We start from the raw sequence: 18,042 nt of genomic DNA on the forward strand, positions 1-18,042 counted from the left end.
CTGGAAAGGCGAGCCACTGTCTGGTGAGCCACGGAAGTCGCAATGGCTGTCCTTGGCTGGTGATCGAGTGACCGGATGGATGCGATTCAGGCCACGCTGTCCAACACGGCACGCACCCGCTTTGCGAGCTGTTCAACGGTGAAAGGCTTTCCGAGCAGATAGACATCCTCGCGTATCACGCCGCTGAGCAGCGTGTCCTGGCGGGTGTAGCCGCTGGCGAACAGCACCTTCAACCCGGGGATTCGCTGACGCGCCTGCTCGGCAAGCTGCGGGCCGTTGACGTCGGGCATCACCACGTCGGTGAAGAGCAGCGCGACATCATCGTGCGCATCGAGCGCCTGCAGCGCTTCGGCGGCGCCGCTGCATGCGATGACCCGGTAGTCCAACGCCGCGAGCGCTTCGCGCGTGAACTCCCGCACCGCTGGCTCGTCGTCGACGAGCACGATCAGTTCCTGGCCTCCTCGGATCGCCGTCGGAGCGACAAAGTCGGGCTGGTCGGCCTGCTGGGCTTCTGTCAGCAGGCGGGGCAGGTAGATCGTCACGGACGTTCCGTGGCCCAGCTCGGAGCAGATCCGGATATGGCCGGCGCATTGTTGAACGAAGCCGTACACCTGGGACAGACCAAGCCCGGTGCCCCGTCCGACCTTCTTTGTGGTGAAGAACGGATCGAACGCCTGCGCGCGCACTTCCGGCGACATGCCCGTGCCGGTGTCGGACACCTCGATGGCGACGTATTGGCCCATGGGCAGGTCCAGTGCCTCGCTGGTGGTGGCGTCCGTCACCTCCAGATTAGACGCCCGGATGGTCAGGCGTCCTGCGCCTTCCATTGCGTCGCGCCCATTGACCGCCAGGTTGAGGACTGCGTTCTCGAGCTGGTTGGCATCGGTGCGCGACCACCAAAGGTCCGGGCTCTGGCAAATCTGCAGGCTCACCGCGCCGCCAAGCGAGTGGGCGAGCAGATCGGACATGCCCTCCAGCAGGTGGCCCACATTGACCGGCTCGGGCTGCAGCGGCTGTTGCCTGGAAAACGCGAGCAGGCGCTGGGTGAGCTGCGCGGCCCGGCGCGCGCCTTCCAGGGCCATGTTGATGAAGCGTCTGGCACGTGGATCGCTTTCACCTATGGTCATGTCGAGCATGTCCAAGGGGCCGATCACCGAGGTGAGCATGTTGTTGAAATCATGCGCGATGCCGCCTGTCAGCTGGCCCACCGCCTCCATCTTCTGGCTTTGCCGAAGCGCGCTTTCGACTCGCATCCGCTCGGCAACCTCCGAGCGGATGCGGCTCTCCAACTGCTCATTGAGCTCCTGTAGTCGCATTTCCGCGGTCTTCTTGGCGGTGATGTCCACCACCACCCCGACCACACGCGTGCACACGCCTGCCTCGAACACGCCGCGCCCCTTGGCCGCGACCCAACGGATGATCCCGTCTTCCTTGCCGACCGTTCGGTACTCGACGTCATAAAAGGCCCGCCTGGCGGGGTCAGCGGCCGCGAGGAAGGCCTCGCTGGTGGCAGCGCGATCCTCAGGATGAAGGCCTTCGTAGAAATCGCGCAGGGAGACCTCCACGTGCGGAGAAATCCCGAACATCGCCTTGGTCCTGGCCGGCCAGATCAGCAGGTCCTGCGTCAGGTCGACATCCCAGAAGCCCATGTCGCCAGCTTCGGTCGCCAAGCGCAGCCGCTCCTCGCTTTCGGCCAAGGCCCGCTCTGCCGCCTTGCGCGCCGAGAGGTCCTGCATCGCGCCGATCATCCGCACCGGCGCACCGGCGGCGTCACGCAAGACAGTGCCCCGGTCCAGCACCGTCGCAAAGCTCCCATCCTGCCGGCGGAACCGATACTCCCCGATCCAGGCCGAGTCGGGTCCATTGATCACCGCATGGATGTCCGCGTCGATACGCCCGCGATCATCGGGGTGGATGTGATCCAGCCACCATTGCGCGTCGGCCTCGGCGTGCGGGTGGCCGAACAGGGCGGTCAGGGCCTCGTTCCAGATCACCTGGCCATCCTCGATATGCCAATCCCAGATGGCATCGTTGGTGGCCTGGGCTGCCAGCCGGTAGCGCTCCATGATCTCCTGCTGACGTAACTCCATGAGCCGGCGATCGGTCACGTCCAGCGATGTGCCCACCAGGCCAATGATCTCGCCAGCGGGATTGCGCAAGGGCGCTTTGGTGGACAGCCAATAGGCGTGCTTGCCGTCCGGGAAGCTCACTTCCTCTTCGAGCTGCTCGGCGCGGCCGGTGCGCATGATGCGTTGGTCGGTTGCCATGATCTTGGCGGCCTGGGCCGAGTCGCCCAGAAGCTCGGCATCGGTGCGACCGATATAGGCTTCAGGGGCAAGACCGAGCAGTTCGCTGGTCCCCCGGTTTCCGACCAGGAGCCGTCCCTTCAGGTCCTTGGCATAGACCACGCCTGGCGCTGCTTCGACACACGAGCGCAGCAGTGCTTCTGCATGATCACGCTCGCTTTCATCGCGCCGGCGGTCATCGATGTCGATCACGACACCGGAGAAGCGGCGTGCCTGGCCGCTTGCGTCCAGTTCGACCCGGCCAATGGACTCGTACCAGCGGTATCCACCGTCCTTGCCATGCGCGCGGTACTGCCAGGCATAACGGCCGCCGCGGCGAAGCGCCTCATCGACGGCTGCAGCCAGTCCGTGTCGATCGTCGGGATGCACCGCTTCCATGACCTGTTCGAGCTTGGCCGGACGGTTGGCGAGTGCGGGATCCAGCCTCCACGCGCACGCCAAGGCCTCGTCGATGACCAGCCCGTCGCTGGCCAAATCCCAGATCCAGGTGCCCACGATCGCGCCAGCGGCCACCGCCATCTTGACGCGCTCAGTGTCGGAGCCGGCGCCCAGGGGCATGTCGTACGGGTCGGTCATGCTGCGCTCGTTGTTTTCATGGCTCTCGGCCACCCCTCAGGCAGTCTACCGACCGGTCGGGACCTCAGGGGTTGGCGACGGCGCTATTGTGAATGAGCACAGGCTGCCTAGGCAGGGGGCCTTTGGTTCGACTCTAGGCGGCTACCGGCGGACGCGCGCGCGCAATCACGGCGTGCATGGCGATGGGAGATGAGGCCGCTGCCAGCCGCCTTCTTCTCAGCCAAGTGAATCGAGGGGGCGCATGAGCTGGCGGAACCCTGGGCCAGCGGTGCCCGCTCCATCACGTCGGATCAGGTGCCTGCTGCGAAGCGAGCGACGAGCCGGCGGACAGGAGGATCGCGGTTGTTTCTTCAAGGTGCTCGGACATCAGGCGCACGGCTTCGTCTGCGCGCTTGCCCAATGCAGCATCGAGCATGGCGCGATGCTCGCCATCCAGGTCACGATCGAATTCGGCGAGGGGAAGGGAAAGCCGCCGATAGCGCTCGCTCTGTGCATACAACTGGCGACGGATCTGGTTGAGCGTGGGACTGTCGCAGGCCGACACCAGCGCCTCATGGAACTCCTCATGGACCGCACTCCACAGGTCGTTCATCCGCCTTGGGTCGGCCGGTTCGCGCTTGGCGGTGCGCACCAGCCGATGAAAGGCCGCGACAAGCCGAGACTCCCAGGCCACATCGCCGATCTCGATCGCGCGCCTCAGGCACATTCCCTCGATGTGAACGCGCACTTCGGTGAGGTCACGCAGTTGGTCGGCCGACAGCGGTGCGGCACGGAAACCGCGCTGGGGCTCGTTGATCACCAGGCCGTCGGAGCTCAGGCGCGCGAGCGCCTCCCTGATGGCGCCCAGGCTGACGCCTCGCTGCACCGCCATGTCAGAAATCTTCAGTCGCTCGCCCGGGGCGATGCGGCAGGCCAGCAGATCGGCGCGCAGGTCCTGGTAAGCCTGTTCGGTCAGGCTGGAAGAGGCGCGGGCGATGCGGGCGTTCATGCGGAGAGTGTATGTCGTCCGCCAGGGGCAACCTATGATTCGTAATAAAATATATTTTTAGTTGACAAGTCGATTTTGCGAGTTCACTCTACGATTCCATTCACGGGAGGGCTGGATATGCGGTTCATTGCCTACAGAAACGCCCAGGGCGTCGGCTTGGCCGCCCGGCACGAGGACGGCTCCTACCGCGGGCTCCTTAAGCACGCCCCGTCCTACCCGGGAGACCTGAACCTGCTGATCGCCACCGGCGACGCCCGGGTCCTGGCCGAAGCGGGTCGCGTCCTGCTCAAGGAGGGCGAAAAAGTGCAGCCGGACGCGGTGTCCTACCTGCCGCCGGTGTCGCGACCGCCGAAAATCATCTGTATCGGCCTCAATTACGCCGATCACACCAACGAAAGCGGCTTCAAACCGCAGGAGTACCCCACGGTCTTTGCTCGCTTCGCCTCAAGCCTGATCGGCCACGGCGCCCCCATCATTCGTCCGGCCGCCTCAGACCAACTGGATTACGAGGGCGAGTTGGCTGCGATCATCGGCAAGCGCGGACGCAACATCAGTAAGGCCGATGCGTTGGACCATGTTGTGGGCTATGCGCTGTTCAACGACGCTTCGATACGCGATTACCAGTTCAAATCGCCACAGTGGACGGTCGGCAAGAATTTCGACGACACCGGCGCGTTCGGTCCCGAGTTCGTCACTGCCGATGAACTGCCGCCTGGGGCCCGTGGCCTGATGTTGCGCACCAAACTCAATGGCCAGGTCATGCAGGAAGCCTCCACCGACGACATGGTGTTCGACATTCCGACGCTGATCGAAACGCTGAGCGAGGCATTCACGCTCGAACCTGGCGACGTGATTGTGACCGGCACGCCTGCAGGCGTCGGACTTGCGCGCACACCACCGGTCTGGATGAAGCACGGCGATGTCTGCGAGGTCGAGGTCGATGGGTTCCAGACGCTGATCAATCCGATCCGCAACGCCAACGACGTGGCAACGGAAGACGCAGGCAGCCAGCGCGCCGCCTAGGCGTCGTGCGCGCCCGCAGGATGGGCGCGGGTCGGGGAAAATTCGGTTACGACTTCACATGGTTCCTGGGAGGGAAACGCCGTGAATGCATCGCTAGCGCCCGCCTCCAGGCTGGCCGTCCATTCGATCGATCATTTCGCTCTGGTCGTCCCCGACCTGGACGCAGCCGAGGGATTCTTCTCCGCGTTCGGCCTGCGCGTGAATCGCCAGGACGGGGCCCTGATGCTGCGTGCGGCCTCCAGTGACCATGTCTGGGCGAAGATCCTGCCGGGCGATTTCAAGCAGCTCGGTTATCTGGCGCTCAATTGCTACGCGGCGGATTTCGATGCCCTGGTGGAGCAGGTCATCGCCGGTGGCGCACGGCGCGCGGATGCCCATCCGCAAGCGACCCACCAGGACGGCGCCTGGTTCCAGGATCCCGAAGGGAATCTGCTCCAACTCCGCGTTGGGCCCAAGACCACGACTGATGCGCGCGATCCGGAGCGCCCGCCGCCGCGTGCCAATGCAGACCGCGGCGTCATCGACCGCACCGCAAGGCAGCGCGTCGAGCCGACGCGGCTGTCACATATCCTGCTGTTCGCCAGGGATGTCGAAGCCCAGGTCCGCTTCTACGAAAGCACGTTCGGCCTTGGTCTTTCCGACAAGTCCGAGGGCATCATCGCTTTCATGCATGGGCGCCACGGCAGCGACCATCACCTGCTGGCTTTCGCCAAGTCCCACGGACGCGGCTGGCATCATGCTTCCTGGGACGTGCCCGGCTTCGAGGATGTCGGTCTGGGCTGGATGCAGATGCAGGAGGCGGGATACGACCGCGTGTGGGGCCCCGGCCGCCACGTCCTTGGCTCCAACTACTTCTGCTATGTACAGGACCCCTGGGGTTCTTTCTGCGAGTACTCGGCACACATCGACTATGTGCCCGCGGGCCATGTCTGGCCGGGCGGGAACTATCCCCCGGAAGACTCCCTATATCTGTGGGGGCCGGTGCCGCTGCCCAACTTCATCACCAATACCGAGATCCACCCCGATCAATCGCGCGCTGGCGATGACGCCCTGCCTGCGATTGCAGAGGTTTCCCCGGTTTCGAACGAGAAAGGTCTTTGAGCATGTACGACGTCGTCATCGTGGGCTACGGGCCGGTCAGCCAGGCGCTGGCCATCATGCTGGGGCGGCAGGGCAGGAGCGTGGCGATCGTCGAGCGCTGGCAGGAACGTTATCCCTTGCCGCGTGCGGTATGCATCGATCACGAGATGTTCCGCATGCTCAGCGACATCGGGCTGCGCGACAAGCTGCCGGCCGTCAGCCATCCGGCCCCGCCGTACCGTTGGTTCAATGCGCAATGGAAGGAGCTGCTGTCCATCGACTGGTCCGCGGAATCGATCTCGGGCGGGACCGAAGTGAACTTCATCCACCAGCCGACGCTGGAAGCGATGTTCGATGTGGCCGTCTCCGAGCAGCAGACCGTGGACGTCAACCTCGGCTGGGAGGCGACCGAGGTGGGGCAGGATGACGACTCGGCCTACCTGGTGGCCCGCGACATGCAGACCGGCGAGTCGCGCACCTGGCGCGGGCGCTACCTGGTGGGTGCCGATGGTGCCAACAGCCTGACCCGCCGCAGCATCGGCAGCGCGCAGGAAGACCGCGGTTTCCAGGCCGATTGGCTTGTCATCGATATCCTCCCCAACCCAGGCGTCACGCTGGACATTCCGCCCGCTGCTCAGTATTGCAACCCGGAAAGGCCGACGACGATCGTGCCGGCCGGGGTCCGCGACGGGCAGTACTTCCGTCGGTGGGAGTTCATGCGCCTTCCGCATGAATCGGTGCAGGACATCGAGAATGAGGCCACGGCGTGGGCGCTGCTCAAGCCGTGGGTCACGCCGGACCAGGCGCAGATGGTCAGGCACAAGGTCTATACCTTCAGGTCCCTGATCGCCAGCAAGTGGCGCGAACGTCGCCTGCTGATCGCCGGCGATGCGGCGCATGTCATGCCGCCCTTCATGGGCCAGGGCATGTGCGCCGGACTGCGCGATGGATGGAACCTGGCGTGGAAGCTCGACCTCATCCTCGACGGAAAGTCCGACGATCGACTGCTGGACACCTATCAGGAAGAACGACGTCCGCATGCGAGCGACATCATCGATCTGTCCATGTACCTGGGCAAGGTGATCTGCATCCCCGACAAGGAGGAAGCGGCGCGACGCGACGCGGCGTTCTTCGACCGCTCCGCTCCGCCGCCGCCGCCGTTCCCTTCCTTGACCGATGGTGTCCTGCGGAAGGACGCAGACGGCGCGCTGGAGCCGTTGGCCGGGAAGCTCTCGCCACATGGCATGGTCCGTAGGTTGGGCCACGTCGGCAGGTTCGACGATCTGGTCGGCCTGGGCTGGGTGTTGCTGACGAGCGTGCGCGATCCATTGCGTGCGCTATCGCCGGAGCAGCACGAGGTTGCCGCTTCGCTGGGTTTGCGCACGGTGTGGATCGACGCCGAGGGATCGGATCAAGCGGCAGGCGCGATCGTCGATGTCGACGGCAAATATGCCGACTTCCTGAAGACCCATGCCCTGGCCGCGATCCTGATCCGGCCTGACTTCTACATCTATGGGACCGCTTCGGAACCGGCAGGCATCGGCGCGCTCATCGAGGATCTGACCAATGACCTGCGCCGGCGTGGCGTGATGGTCAGGCAGGCCGGGAGCGCCCATCCGTTGCACATGGCGGGTTGATCGAACCTCCAACGCGTTACAGCCCCGGGGAGGGCACGACGTGGACAATCAAGGCGAGTGGGATACGCGTTACGAGTGGAAGGCCGTCGTTCTGCTGGCACTGGGATTCGGGCTGGTCGGCGTGGATCGGTTCCTGATCCTGCCGATGTTCCCGGTGATGATGAAGGAGCTGCACCTGGGATATGCCGACCTCGGCCATATCACCGGCATTCTTGCCATCACCTGGGGCATCGCTTCGCTGTTCATGGGAAGGCTCGCCGACCGCGTCGGGCGCATCCGGGTCGTGGTCTGGTCGATGGTGGCGTTTTCACTGCTGGCCGGCTTCAGCGGGCTGGTGCATGGCCTGGTGGGCCTGCTCATCATCCGTGCGCTGCTCGGCTTCGCCGAAGGTGCCTACACCCCGCCCAGCATCACCGCAACGCTGGAAGCCTCCAAGCCCACGCGCCATGGCCTGAACCTGGGGCTCCAGCAGGCCGCCATGCCACTGTTCGGGCTGGCCATCGCCCCCATCATCGTCACCCAGCTGCGGGTCATGGACTGGCGCTGGATCTTCTTCCTGGTCTCGGTGCCTGGCCTGATCGTGGCCCTGTTGCTGCGCAAGACCTTGCGCGAATCCGCCGAACGACGCCTGCAGACCGTCGATGCGCGACTGCCGGCGATGCACGGGGCGCCTCCGAGGTGGAATGAGATCCTGCGCTATCGCAACGTCCCGCTCAACATGCTGGGAATGCTGTGCTGGCTGACCTGCCTGATGGTGAGCAGCGCGCTGATGCCGAACTACTTGATGGACCATCTGCACCTGACGCTGCAGCAGATGGGCCTGGTGATGTCCGCCCTGGGCTTCGGGGCGACCTTGGGGACCATCGTGATGCCGGCGCTGTCGGACAGGCTGGGCCGCAAGCCGGTGATGCTGGTGTCGGTGCTGGCGGCGATCGGCTTCATGATCGCATTGATCCAGACCGGAGCCGACCCGCTGCGCCTGTTCGGGCTGCTCTTCGGGACGTGCTTCTTCAACTTCGCGCTGATCTGCCTCACGGTGGGGCCGCTCACCGCCGAAGCGGTCCCGGCCGAACTGCGTGCGTCGGCCTCCGGCGCGGTCGTGGGCGTTGGCGAAATCTTCGGCGGCGGCATCGCCCCTGCGATCGGTGGCTACATCGCCGCCGGGTATGGCATCCAGTACATCCCCTGGCTGGCCATCGGGGGGCTCATCCTGGGAATCGGCGTGGTGATCTTCCTGAAGGAAACCGCGCCCGCGCCCGCACCGCCCAAGGTCATCGGCGCGCTTTCGTAAAACGCACGCAACACCCCGCCTTCGAACGAAGCGACCGACGGCGGCCACCAGACAGCTCGGAGATGTCCATGTTCAAGCATGCACTGGTCGCCACGGCGGCCGCGAGGGCGCTTTGCCTGAATTCCAGCAGATTGGGCACCGAAGGCGGCGTCCAACGGGAGGTCGACGTTCGATCGCGTGGCTTGAGTGGCGATCACCACAGGCAGCTGATCGATGACCAAGTGAGGGACAAGTGTTGGTCGCGACGGGGACGTCGGCCGCATCCATGCGCTGGGCCCGAACTGAAGTCCCGTCCCGAACACCACCAAGCTCCCTGGGCCGGCAGCGGGAATGCTCAATCGAGAACCGCAGCGCCGACGACCGGACGTCGCGGAAGTTTGCCGCACCGCTTTGAAAGAGAAGAGTGAAAACCCGTCATGAGTGAAAAGCGTCCCGCTGCCGGATCCACCGGCAAGCTCCGTCCCGATGCCGCGACCGCCCTGGCCGACATCACCGCCGATGGCCAGACCCTGGCGGTCGGTGGATTCGGCCTGTGCGGCATCCCCGAGGCGTTGATCGCCGCCTTGCGCGACACCGGGGTCAAGGGCCTGACGGTCATTTCCAACAACGCCGGCGTCGACGGCTTCGGCCTGGGCCAGCTGCTGGCCACCCGCCAGATCCGCAAGATGATTTCATCCTACGTGGGCGAGAACAAGGAGTTCGAGCGCCAGTTCCTGGCCGGCGAGCTGGAGCTGGAATTCAATCCCCAGGGCACGCTGGCCGAGCGCCTGCGCGCCGGTGGCGCGGGCATCCCGGCCTTCTTCACCGCCACCGGCTACGGCACGGTGATTGCCGAAGGCAAGGAAACCCGTGAGTTCAACGGCAAGCACTACGTGCTGGAGACCGCGCTCAAGGCGGACCTGGCCCTGGTCAAGGCGGCCAAGGCCGACACCGCCGGCAACCTGGTGTTCGACAAGACCGCGCGCAACTTCAATCCCGCCTGCGCGATGGCCGGCAAGGTCTGCGTGGCCGAAGTGGAAGAGACCGTCGAGGTCGGTGAGCTCGATCCGGATCACGTGCATCTGCCGGGCATCTACGTGGACCGCATCGTGTTGAACGCGCATCCGGAAAAGCGCATCGAACAGCGCACCGTGCGCGAGGGTCGGTAGGTGCGCTGAGCCGATGCCATCAGGCATTGGCTGCGCCTGCGGACGTCCGGCCATGGATGGCCGGGCTGGGGTTCGGTGACGCGACGCTGTTTCGCCAGGGATGGCTGATGGATTTCACACACTCAGAGGACTCAAGATGGCCTGGACCCGCGAACAGATGGCCGCGCGCGCCGCGCAGGAACTGACCGATGGCGCCTACGTCAACCTGGGCATCGGCCTGCCCACCCTGGTGGCCAACTACATCCCTGAGGGTGTGGACGTGTGGCTGCAGTCGGAGAACGGCCTGCTCGGCATTGGCCCGTTCCCGACCGAAGACGAGGTCGATCCCGACCTGATCAATGCCGGCAAGCAGACCGTGACCGCGCGCAAGGGCGCGAGCTTCTTCGGCAGCCACGACTCGTTCGCGATGATCCGTGGCGGGCACATTGACCTGGCGATCCTGGGCGCCATGCAGGTCACCGACAAGGGTGACCTGGCCAACTGGATGGTGCCGGGCAAGATGGTCAAGGGCATGGGCGGGGCGATGGACTTGGTCGCCGGCGTCAAGCGCGTCGTGGTGATCATGGAGCACGTCGCCAAGGACGGCAGCCACAAGCTGCTGCCCCAGTGCGATCTGCCCCTGACTGGCGTGGGCGTGGTCGATCGGGTCATCACCGACCTGGGCGTGTTCGACATCACCTCTGAAGGCCTGAAGCTGGTCGAGCTCGCCGTGGGGGTCAGCCGTGAGGACCTCAGCGGCATGCAGTCCGTTGCCTTGATTTGAATTGCACCGGGGCATGCCCGGACCTTCGGTCGAAGCCGACATTCGGAGCGGCATGTGGCCGCCTCAACAAGAGCGTCCTGCTGATCGCTCGACAACATGGGAGGGAAGTATGAAAGACCTCGATCAACACCCCGGTGATGCACCGCCCGTCGAAAGCCAGGCTTCAACCTCGCTCGGGCCGCTCGATGCGGGGCGCCGCAAGGTGTTCGCCGGCCTTGCCGGCGTTGCACTCGCCGGCGTCATTCCCGCGGGTGTCGCGCAGTCCGGGTCGACCAAATCCGGTACCACCGGGGCCAGCGGCGAGCCACCGGCCTCGATTGGCCGCATCGATGTCCACGCCCATTATCTGCCGGCGGAATATCGCCGGCAGGCAGCGGCTGCGGGGCACAGCAAGCCCGATGGCATGCCAGGCCTGCCCGACTGGAACGTGGGCCGTGCGCTGGCGGCGATGGACAAGTTCGGCATCGCCTCGGCCCTGCTGTCCATCTCTTCGCCAGGCGTGCATTTCGGAGACGACGCGGCGGCACGCAAGCTTGCGCGGTTGGTCAACGAGGAAGGCGCGCAGGCCGTGCACGACCATCCCAAGCGCTTCGGCCTGTTCGCCTCGTTGCCGCTGCCCGATATCGATGGCTCCCTGGCCGAGCTGGACTACGCGATGGACGTGCTGCATGCCGATGGCATCGTCATGGAAAGCAACCACAAGGGCATTTATCCCGGCGACCCGCGGCTGGACCCGGTCTTCGACGCGCTCAACCGCCGCAAGGCCGTGCTCTTCCTGCATCCGACCTCGCCCGACTGCGCCTGCTGCACCAACGGCGGACTGGACTATCCGCGTCCGATGATGGAATTCATGTTCGAGACCAGTCGTGCGGTGACCAACCTGATCCTTAAGGGCACCCTGGAGCGTTATCCGGATATCCGCCTTATCGTGCCGCACGCAGGCGCCATGATGCCGGTCCTCATCGACCGCATCGTCGGCCTGTCACCGGCACTGGGGCTCCCCAAGCCTCTGGATCCCGAGCACGTCATGTCCCTGATGCGCCGCATGCACTACGACCTGGCCGGCTATCCCGTGCCGCGCCTGCTGGGAGCACTGCTGCAGATCGCCGATCCGGACCGCCTCCACTATGGCAGTGACTGGCCATTCACGCCGGATCCGGTGGTCCAGCGCTGTTCCAGGCAGCTCGATGAGACGCCGCTGCTTGCGGGCGAACTGCGCTCCAAGGTCCTGCGCGACAACGCCGCGGCGTTGTTCCCACGCCTGGCCTGACCAACGCCCATCGGGGAGCGCTGCTCCCCTCATTCAAGCCTATGTGACGGCAGCCAAGCTGCTGAAGGGGGTTCTATGGAACATGAAAAGCCATCCATGAAGTGCCGGTACACGTTGCCCGCGGTCCTGATCGCCGCATCGATACAGGGCGCGAGCGCCGCGGCGCCAGCGGCGGTCGATGCGCCAGTGCATACGATTGCGTGGCTCAACGATTTCAGCTACCTGGCCGATGCGTCCCAGCGCGATACGCTCTGGGAAAAGATGCGCTACATCCCGCTTGGAGACAGTCCCCAGCGCTATCTTTCGCTTGGCGGCGAGCTGCGCTATCAGTACTTGGACATGGACCATGCCCAATTGGGAGTTCGACCGGCCGATGGCAACAGCATGCTCCAGCAACGTATCCGCCTATCGGCCGATCTGCACCTCTCCCGCAGCTTCCGGGCCTTTGTCGAACTTGGCGACGACCGGGAATACGGCGCTGAATCCGTCACGCCTCCCAACCGCGGCGAGCTGGACGTGCAGCAGGCCTTCTTCGACGCGACCTTCAAGCTCGGAAAGGGCGCGCTGACCCTGCGGCCCGGTCGATTCGTGATGCCACTGGGCAGCGGCAGGATCGTCGCCCTGCGCGAGGGGGTGAACAAGCGCTACAGCTACCAGGGCCTTCGGGCGACCTACCGCACCGACAGTGTGCGCGTGGATGCCTTCTCGGTCCGGCCGATGGAGCTTCGTCCGGGACGGTTCGATGATCGCGGCGACACCTCGCGCAGCTTCTCCGGCGTCTACGCGAGCTTTTCACCCAAGGGTGCCCAGGGCATCAACTTCGACGTGTATGGCTATAGCGTGTCGCGCGAGGTGGCGCGCTATTCCAATGTCGCCGGTCCCGAGCGCCGCAACAGCCTGGGCGTGCGCATGTGGCGCAAGGGATCTCCTTGGGACTACGACGTGGAGGGCATCTATCAGTTCGGCAATACGAATGGACTGAGTGCACGCGCGTGGGGCGCGATGTTCGACGCCGGCTACACCTTCGGCCAGGCGTCGCTCAAGCCGCGACTGGGCCTGAAGGCCAATGCCTTCAGTGGCGACCGGGACCGCAACGACGGCCGCCTGGAGACCTTCTCTCCTCCTTCGCCGGGAGCTTTTGTCTACACCGACTCGGGCTTCTTTACGATGATGAACCTGTCGGACATCTCCCCGGTGGTGTCGATCCAGGCCACCCCGACGGTGCGGGTCAGCGCCAACCTGGATGTCCTCTACAGGACCAGCACCAAGGACGGCATTTACTTTCTTCCTAGCAGCGCGCCCTATGGACCAGTCAACGGCAGCGCCCGGCATGTGGCGACCAATGCCAATGCCGTGGTCGATTGGCGGGCGAACCGGTTCCTGAACCTGCACTTCTACTACACCCACGTCGATGCAGGAGAAGCGCTGCTGCAGGCAGGCGGCAAGGATTCGCACTACGTCGGACTGTGGGCCCAGTTGCTCTTCTAGGTTTGTAAGTCCAGTGCGATGGTGGCGCACGCCGAGCCTGCGCAAGCGTGGAAGCAGCGGGTCGCCAGCCGCCGCGTAGGGCGAAGATCAGCTGCGTGCCATCTGGGATGTAGGCGCCTGCATGGGTCGCGGTCGTTCCCTGTCCAGGCCAATCACGACATCAGTGCAGGCTGTACGGGGCGCGCGCGTGCACGTTCCCTTCGTGCCAATCGAGCGTCCTCAGAAAACCAGGTAGACCACCAGCACCAGCGCGAAGGCGACCAGCGATTCGATGGTTTGCTGGACGGTCCAGGTCTTCAGGGTGGTCTTGACGTCCATGCCCACCAGGCGTCCGACCAGCCAGAAGCCCGAGTCGTTGACATGGCTGGCACAGACCGAGCCGGCGGCGGCGGCGAGCGTGATCGCAGCGGTCTGGAGGGTGCTGAAGCCGCCGCCGATCACCGCTGGTGCCATCAGGCCCGCGGTGGTGACCAGGGCGACCGTGGCCGAGCCCTGGGCCACGCGCAGCATGACGGCGATCAGGTAGGTCGCCAGGATGACGGGCAGGCCCAGGTCGGACAGGACGCCCGCCAGCGCGTTGCCGATCCCGGACGCGCGCAGCACCCCGCCGAACATGCCGCCGGCGCCGGTGATGAGGATGACCGACGCCACCGGGCCGAATGTGCCTTCGACCAGCTTCTCCAGCGCGCTGCCTTTTTCGCCGCGCACGGTGCCCAGCACGACGAGTGCGACCAGGACGGTCACCAGCAGCGCCACGGGCGAGGTGCCGATGAGCGTGAGCGCCTGGACCCAGGTCGCATCGCCATCGACGATGCCTACTGACGCGAGCGCGGCCAGGCCGGTGTTGAGGAAGATCAGCACCAGCGGCAGCAGGAGCACGGCAATGACCGTGCCGGCCTTGGCGGGATGCTTGGGCTGGTCCTCGTCGAGCGTGCCGAAGAACGCGGGCACGATCATGGGGAAGCGCTTGTTGACGAAGCGGCCCCACAGATACCCGGAGATGTACCAGGTGGGGAAGGCGATCACCAGGCCGAGCAGCAGCACGATGCCGAGGTTGGCGCCGAAGAACTCCGTGGCCGCAACCGGGCCGGGGTGCGGTGGCAGGAACACGTGCATGACCGAGAAGGCCGCGATGCCGCTGAAGCCATACAGCAGGAGGTTCTGGCCGCCGATCCTGCGCGCCACCGCGAAGATGATGGGCAGCATGATGATGAGCCCGGCATCGAAGAAGATCGGGAACCCGAGCAGCAGGGAGGTCACGCCCAGCGCAAAGGCCGCGCGCTTCTCGCCGAAGATGCGCACCATGAGATCGGCTGCGGCCTTCGCGCCACCGCTGGACTCGATGAGGCGCCCGAGAATGGCGCCCAGCCCGATGAGCAACGCCACCGACCCGAGCGCGTTGCCGAAGTTGGCGACCAGGACCTGGTTCACGATCGCGCCAAGCGGAATACGTGCCGCCAGCGCGGTGAGCAGGGACACGAGAATCAGGGCCAGGAAGGCGTGCACCCGCAGCACGATGATGAGCGTCAGCAGCAGGGCCACCGCGCCCGCGGCGATGCCGAGCAAAGGACCTGCGCCCAGCGTCTGCGTCCATGCAGCGAGCGTCACGGGCGGGCGCTCCATCGAGCGGGTGCGTTGAAGATCGGCATGTGCGTCTGCATGGGGATCGCCCTCCTGGTCAGCGCCCGTCATAGCACATCATCGCAGTGAGGTGCGGTTGCCGAAGGCCGCAGGCGAAGAACGCGTATCGGTGGCAAGAGCCGAAACATGGCGCGGGATGCAAAGGGCGGTTTCCAGGTCGCAGGCCCTGGCCTGCGGCCGCGATGCGCGTGACAAGGCGCCGGACGCCCGAGTGGACTGCGATCGCAGACAGGCCTGGGTTAGAATGGGGCACGGCGATGTCCTGCCGCACTGCTCCGGATACTCCTTGATCACCACGCCACCCTGACCCATTGCGCTCGCGCGCCGCATCACCGCATGCGGTCAGGTTTCTCGTGCATTTCCCTTGTGATCGCGCCGGCCGTTGGCTGAGCGCAGGAGTCATCCCTATGCGATTTGATACCCCGCTGCGTCAGCAGTGGCTCGGCAACGTGCGTGCCGACATTCTTTCCGGCGCCGTGGTCGCCCTGGCGCTGATCCCCGAAGCCATCGCCTTTTCGATCATTGCTGGCGTCGACCCCAAGGTCGGCCTCTACGCGTCCTTCTGCATCTGTGTGGTCATCGCCGTCGCGGGCGGACGGCCGGCGATGATCTCGGCCGCCACCGGCGCCATGGCCCTGTTGATGGTGGACCTGGTTCGCGACCATGGACTCCAGTACCTGCTGGCCGCGACGCTGCTGACCGGCGTGCTGCAGGTCGTGGCGGGGTTGCTGAAACTCGGTTCGCTGATGCGGTTCGTCTCGCGCTCGGTGATCACCGGCTTTGTGAATGCCCTGGCGATCCTGATCTTCCTCGCGCAGCTGCCCGAACTGATCCACGTGCCCTGGGCGGTCTACCCGCTTTGCCTGGGTGCGCTGGCCATCATTTACGGCCTGCCACGGCTGACCAAGGCCATCCCCGCGCCCCTGGTCGCCATCGCGGTCATGACCGCCATCACCCTATGGCTGAAGATCGACGTCCCCACCGTCGGCGACAAGGGGCAACTCCCCGACAGCCTGCCGCACTTCCTGTTCCCCGACGTGCCGCTCACGTGGGAAACGCTGCGGCTGCTGCTGCCCACCTCGGCCACGCTGGCCGTCGTCGGGCTGCTGGAAACACTCATGACGACGCAGATCGTGGAGGACATGACCGAGACCCCGAGCCAACGCAACCGCGAATGCGCCGGGCAAGGGCTGGCCAACATCGGGTCCGGGCTGATCGGCGGCATGGCGGGCTGCGCGATGATCGGCCAGTCCGTGATCAACGTGAAGTCCGGCGGCCGCAGCCGCCTTTCGACCCTGGTGGCCGGGGTCGTGCTGCTGCTGTTGGTCGTCTACGGCGCGCCCTTGGTCAAACAGATCCCGATGGCGGCGCTGGTGGCGGTGATGATCATGGTGTCGATCGGCACCTTCAGCTGGAGCTCGTTCGCGAACCTTCGGATCCATCCCAGGAGTTCGTCGATCGTCATGATCGGGACGGTCATCGTGACGGTCGCCACCCATGACCTGGCCAAGGGTGAACTGACCGGCGTGCTGCTCTCGGCGCTCTTCTTCGCGCGGAAGGTGGGGCGCTTGCTGCGGGTCGAGATTACGCAGGAGGGGGACACGCGTCGCTACAGCGTCTCCGGCCAGGTGTTCTTCGCCTCGGCGGCCCAGTTCGCAAGCGCGTTCGATGTGGCACATGCACCGGCGCAGGTGATCATCGATGTCTCTGCGGCCCACTTCTGGGACATCAGCGCGGTGGGTGCGTTGGATCGCGTGGTGCTCAAGCTCAAGGCGCACGGGAGCGCGGTCGAAGTGCGCGGCTTGAATGCGGCGAGTGCGACCATGGTGGATGCGCATGGCACGCACCAGGAAGGGCGGATGCCCCAGCGTGGCGCCCACTGACCGCACTGCGAGAGATCCGACGACGCCAAGCGGCCAGGCTTGCCGCCTGGCGTTCCCCAGCGCGTCGCGCTGCTCGTGCCGCACCGGCCCATGGACATCTTGATCGCCAATAAGTGGCGCTCTATTCGGATGGCTTCTGCTTCGAGCGTCCACTGGTGCGCTTGGCCACGCGTTTGGCCGCTTTCTTGGTTGTCTTCTTCGAAGCCTTTGTGGTGGCTTTCTTCGAAGTCTTCTTGGTCGTCTTTTTGGTGGCTTTCTTCGCTGATTTCTTGGTGGCCTTCTTTGCGACCACCATGTTGTCCACCAGATTGGGATAAGGCCGTCCGGCTTTCTTCGCTCGGGATTTGGCCTCTGCCTTTTGGCCACTGGACAGTGTCCTCCCCGAGGACTTCTTGGCCGGGCTGGCCTTCTTCCAGGGTGCCTTTCGCGCGTGCTTGGTCGCTGCCATGTCAGCGCTCCTCCGCCTTGCGCATGCGCTGTTCGATCCGCTCAGCCCAGCGCCTTCCCGCGTCGCCACCCCACAGGAGCCACGCGATGTAGCCAGCCGAGGGGTGTTTCCGGTCGGCCCAGCCCTTGCCCCGCTTGTCGACCTGGTGGCGCGCGAAATACGAGGTCATGCGGCGGATCGTCGTGGGCGAAAGCGTATTTCGTGCAGCGAGATCGCGTGCGCGCGCAACACCCACTGTCGTGCCGCCACGTCCGTGCGCCTGTCTCAACGTCAGGCCGCGGCTTGCCGCCTGCGCGGCCCCTTTGGTTGGGGTGAAGTCAATTGCGTCATAACGCGATGAGCGGGCCACCGCAGCACCTCGCATGGGGAAAATTCGAGTGTGCTCAAGGGGTCAAGGCGAGCGCGTGAAAGCGCGTCTTGCATGTCCTCAAGGCAGGGACAAGGCGAGGGAAGGCATCGCAGAAGTTCAGCCTTGGGCGAACCCCAGCGCAGCGGCCGTG

The 18,042-nt window shown here is 65.3% G+C and carries 14 protein-coding genes; 9 read left to right on the forward strand and 5 right to left on the reverse strand.

Annotated elements, in window-relative coordinates; all coding sequences use genetic code 11:
- Positions 1 to 86 precede the first annotated feature (86 nt).
- Together PJ250_RS09895 and PJ250_RS09900 are read right to left on the reverse strand one after the other, a co-directional pair.
- Positions 87 to 2,882 (reverse strand): PAS domain-containing hybrid sensor histidine kinase/response regulator, encoded by a 2,796-nt coding sequence (locus PJ250_RS09895; RefSeq protein WP_271648404.1) that lies wholly within the window; start codon positions 2,880 to 2,882, stop codon positions 87 to 89.
- 280 nt (positions 2,883 to 3,162) lie between these two features.
- On the reverse strand, positions 3,163 to 3,870 hold the full coding sequence (locus PJ250_RS09900) for a GntR family transcriptional regulator (protein WP_271648405.1): 708 nt from the start codon (positions 3,868 to 3,870) through the stop codon (positions 3,163 to 3,165).
- A 117-nt stretch (positions 3,871 to 3,987) separates the two neighbouring features.
- Here PJ250_RS09900 and PJ250_RS09905 point away from each other — a divergent pair, with 117 nt between their 5' ends.
- The 8 genes from PJ250_RS09905 (at position 3,988) to PJ250_RS09940 (ending at position 13,570) form a co-directional block, all read left to right on the forward strand.
- Positions 3,988 to 4,893 carry a fumarylacetoacetate hydrolase family protein gene (locus PJ250_RS09905; protein WP_271648406.1) on the forward strand — a complete coding sequence of 302 codons (906 nt, stop codon included), beginning with the start codon at positions 3,988 to 3,990 and terminating at the stop codon, positions 4,891 to 4,893.
- Between the two features lie 222 nt (positions 4,894 to 5,115).
- Entirely contained in the window at positions 5,116 to 5,994 is an 879-nt protein-coding gene (locus PJ250_RS09910) for a VOC family protein (protein WP_333909513.1), read from the forward strand.
- Positions 5,995 to 5,996: 2 nt separating this feature from the next.
- Positions 5,997 to 7,610, forward strand: coding sequence for a bifunctional 3-(3-hydroxy-phenyl)propionate/3-hydroxycinnamic acid hydroxylase MhpA (locus tag PJ250_RS09915; protein ID WP_271648408.1), 1,614 nt, complete (start codon positions 5,997 to 5,999; stop codon positions 7,608 to 7,610).
- A 40-nt stretch (positions 7,611 to 7,650) separates the two neighbouring features.
- The gene (locus tag PJ250_RS09920; protein WP_271648409.1) at positions 7,651 to 8,901 is read left to right on the forward strand and encodes an MFS transporter; all 1,251 of its coding nucleotides are present in this window, start codon (positions 7,651 to 7,653) and stop codon (positions 8,899 to 8,901) included.
- A gap of 416 nt (positions 8,902 to 9,317) precedes the next feature.
- A complete protein-coding gene (locus PJ250_RS09925; protein WP_271648410.1) occupies positions 9,318 to 10,049 on the forward strand; it encodes a CoA transferase subunit A in 732 nt (243 codons plus the stop codon).
- A 136-nt stretch (positions 10,050 to 10,185) separates the two neighbouring features.
- The gene (locus PJ250_RS09930) at positions 10,186 to 10,812 is read left to right on the forward strand and encodes a CoA transferase subunit B (protein ID WP_271648411.1); all 627 of its coding nucleotides are present in this window, start codon (positions 10,186 to 10,188) and stop codon (positions 10,810 to 10,812) included.
- A gap of 109 nt (positions 10,813 to 10,921) precedes the next feature.
- A complete protein-coding gene (locus PJ250_RS09935; RefSeq protein ID WP_271648412.1) occupies positions 10,922 to 12,082 on the forward strand; it encodes an amidohydrolase family protein in 1,161 nt (386 codons plus the stop codon).
- A gap of 96 nt (positions 12,083 to 12,178) precedes the next feature.
- Positions 12,179 to 13,570, forward strand: coding sequence for an alginate export family protein (locus PJ250_RS09940; RefSeq protein ID WP_271648413.1), 1,392 nt, complete (start codon positions 12,179 to 12,181; stop codon positions 13,568 to 13,570).
- A 219-nt stretch (positions 13,571 to 13,789) separates the two neighbouring features.
- On the opposite strand, the gene PJ250_RS09945 is transcribed toward PJ250_RS09940, so the two are convergent.
- Complete coding sequence (locus PJ250_RS09945; RefSeq protein WP_271648414.1) at positions 13,790 to 15,178, reverse strand: GntP family permease; 1,389 nt, start codon at positions 15,176 to 15,178, stop codon at positions 13,790 to 13,792.
- Between the two features lie 440 nt (positions 15,179 to 15,618).
- Here PJ250_RS09945 and PJ250_RS09950 point away from each other — a divergent pair, with 440 nt between their 5' ends.
- Positions 15,619 to 17,094, forward strand: a complete 1,476-nt coding sequence (locus PJ250_RS09950; protein ID WP_271648590.1) for a SulP family inorganic anion transporter — start codon at positions 15,619 to 15,621, stop codon at positions 17,092 to 17,094.
- Between the two features lie 121 nt (positions 17,095 to 17,215).
- Here PJ250_RS09950 and PJ250_RS09955 read toward each other — a convergent pair whose 3' ends face one another.
- Both PJ250_RS09955 and PJ250_RS09960 read right to left on the reverse strand, forming a co-directional pair.
- On the reverse strand, positions 17,216 to 17,542 hold the full coding sequence (locus PJ250_RS09955) for a hypothetical protein (protein ID WP_271648415.1): 327 nt from the start codon (positions 17,540 to 17,542) through the stop codon (positions 17,216 to 17,218).
- Between the two features lies 1 nt (position 17,543).
- Entirely contained in the window at positions 17,544 to 17,906 is a 363-nt protein-coding gene (locus PJ250_RS09960) for a hypothetical protein (RefSeq protein ID WP_271648416.1), read from the reverse strand.
- Positions 17,907 to 18,042: the final 136 nt, after the last annotated feature.

The sequence above is a fragment of the Pseudoxanthomonas sp. JBR18 genome (assembly GCF_028198165.1).
Lineage (GTDB): Bacteria > Pseudomonadota > Gammaproteobacteria > Xanthomonadales > Xanthomonadaceae > Pseudoxanthomonas_A.